The following is a 2,207-nucleotide window of genomic DNA, read 5'->3' on the forward strand; positions in this document are numbered from 1 at the left end:
GCCCGGACCCGGGCTGAGCGTCGTCGAGGTCCGCGTGGACCGCACCGGGCGGCGGGCGCTCGGCGAGCGCGTCGCGGCCGACGTGGCGCGCGCGGTCGACGGCGCCCTCGGCTGACCGGTCGCTGCCGGCGCCCGCGCGGCACTCCTGCCGGACGCATGAGGAACTGACAGCAAGTTCCCAGGTTCGTCTGAGCCTCCCTCCAGCACGACGTCCTTTCATGGAGGACGACAAGGAGGGACCCACGATGACGAGCACCCCAGAGCACGGCGCGGGCGAGAACCACCCCCAGGCGCAGCCGACGCAGCCGATCCCGCCGATCGGCGCGACGCAGCCCCTGCCCACGCAGCCGGCCCACCCGACCAACCCCTTCACCGCCCCGCACCCCGCCGCACCGGGCGAGGTCCACGCGCAGGAGCAGGCCCGCCGCCAGGCGGCCCACGAGGAGGCCGCGCGGGTGCGTGCCGAGCGTGACGCCGCGTACCACGCGCAGTGGACCGCGGCCCAGCAGGCGGCCGCGCAGCACGCCGCGGCGCAGCAGTTCGCGCAGCAGCACCCGGCGCAGCAGCACGCGGCCCAGCAGCACGCGACCCAGCAGCACGGCGCGCAGCAGCAGCCCGTCGCGGTGGGCGCGCACCAGCCCGCGACGGTCCACCCGCAGGGCGCACCGCAGCACGCCCCGTACGGGCCGGTCCGCACCGCCCCCGCGGGCGCCGGCGTCCCGCCGTACGGCCCGACCGCGACGCAGCCCGGCGCCACCGGACCGCGCAAGCGCCGCACCTGGATCCCGGTCGTGTCCGCCGCCGCGGCCGCCGCGATCCTCGGCGTCGCCGCGACCGGTGCCGCGTTCACGATCGGCGACGAGCGCGCCGACGGCTCGCGCCCGGCCTCGCTCGCCGAGATCGGCCGCGACACGACCGACACGGTCCCCGTCGCGGGCTCGACGAACGACGCCCCCGACTGGCAGGCGGTCTCGCAGGCCGTCGCGCCGTCCGTCGTCGCGATCGAGGTCAGCACCGGCCAGGGCGGCGCCCAGGGGTCGGGTGTCATCGTCGACGACCAGGGCCACATCGTCACGAACAACCACGTCGTGGCCGGCGCGCAGGGCAAGGTCCAGGTCACGCTGACCGACGGCCGCCTGTTCGAGGCGAGCGTCGTCGGCACCGACCCGACGACGGACCTCGCGGTCATCAAGCTCGACGACGCCCCCGACGACCTCGTCGCGGCCGCGCTCGGCGACTCCGCCAAGGTCGAGGTCGGCCAGTCCGTCATGGCCGTCGGCAACCCGCTCGGCCTCGCCAACACCGTGACGACCGGCATCGTGTCGGCCGTCGACCGCCCGGTGTCGACCTCCGCGGAGGACGGCAGCCAGGCGACCGTGACCAACGCGATCCAGGTCGACGCCGCGGTGAACCCCGGCAACTCCGGCGGTCCGCTGTTCGACGCGCAGGGCCGTGTCATCGGCATCAACTCGTCGATCGCGACGATGTCGCAGCAGTCCGGCTCGATCGGCCTCGGCTTCGCCATCCCGGTGAACCTCGTGAAGAACATCGCGTCGCAGCTCATCGACGACGGCACCGCCGAGCACGCGTTCCTCGGCGTGAGCCTGTCCGACGGCACCGCGACCGCCGACGGCGTGACCCGCCGCGGCGCGGTCGTCGAGGAGGTCAGCGCAGACTCGCCCGCGTCGAAGGCCGGCCTCGAGGTCAAGGACGTCGTCGTCGCGATCGACGGCAAGGCGGTCGGGGGCGCCGAGTCGCTCACGGCCTACGTCCGGGCGCTCGCGTCCGGCGACCAGGCGACGCTCACGGTCGTCCGCGACGGCAAGGCGTCGGAGGTCGACGTGACGCTCGCCGCCCGCCCGGAGTCCGCGGCGACCCCGCAGGACCCGCAGGGCGGCGGTCAGGGGCAGGACCAGGGCCAGGACCCGGGCCAGCAGGGCCAGGGCCAGGGCCAGGACCAGCAGGGTCCGGGCGGCCTGCCGGGCGGCATGACCCCCGAGGACCTGTGGAAGTGGTTCCAGGGTCAGGGTCAGGGCTGACGCCTCACGCTTCCCGACCGCGACCCCGGTGACGGACCAGCACCGTCCCCGGGGTCGCACGGGACTCGCGGCTCGCACCCCGGAGCCGCTCACCCCGGTCGACCCGACCGCCACCGCCGGGCACCCGTACCCCCCGCAGGTGCCCGGCACCCGACCCGCACGGGTCAC

The 2,207-nt window shown here is 75.9% G+C and carries 1 protein-coding gene; it reads left to right on the top strand.

The window, feature by feature from the left end:
* Positions 1-245: 245 nt before the first annotated feature.
* A complete protein-coding gene (locus CTKZ_RS19845; protein ID WP_235843574.1) occupies positions 246-2,039 on the top strand; it encodes a S1C family serine protease in 1,794 nt (597 codons plus the stop codon).
* Positions 2,040-2,207: the final 168 nt, after the last annotated feature.

The sequence above is a fragment of the Cellulomonas algicola genome, from assembly GCF_003851725.1.
Classification (GTDB): domain Bacteria; phylum Actinomycetota; class Actinomycetes; order Actinomycetales; family Cellulomonadaceae; genus Cellulomonas; species Cellulomonas algicola.

What these genes read in the sequence shown, in the direction of transcription:
- CTKZ_RS19845 (WP_235843574.1), top strand. Translation starts at nt 246, where the DNA reads ATGACGAGCACCCCAGAGCACGGCGCGGGCGAGAACCACCCCCAGGCG.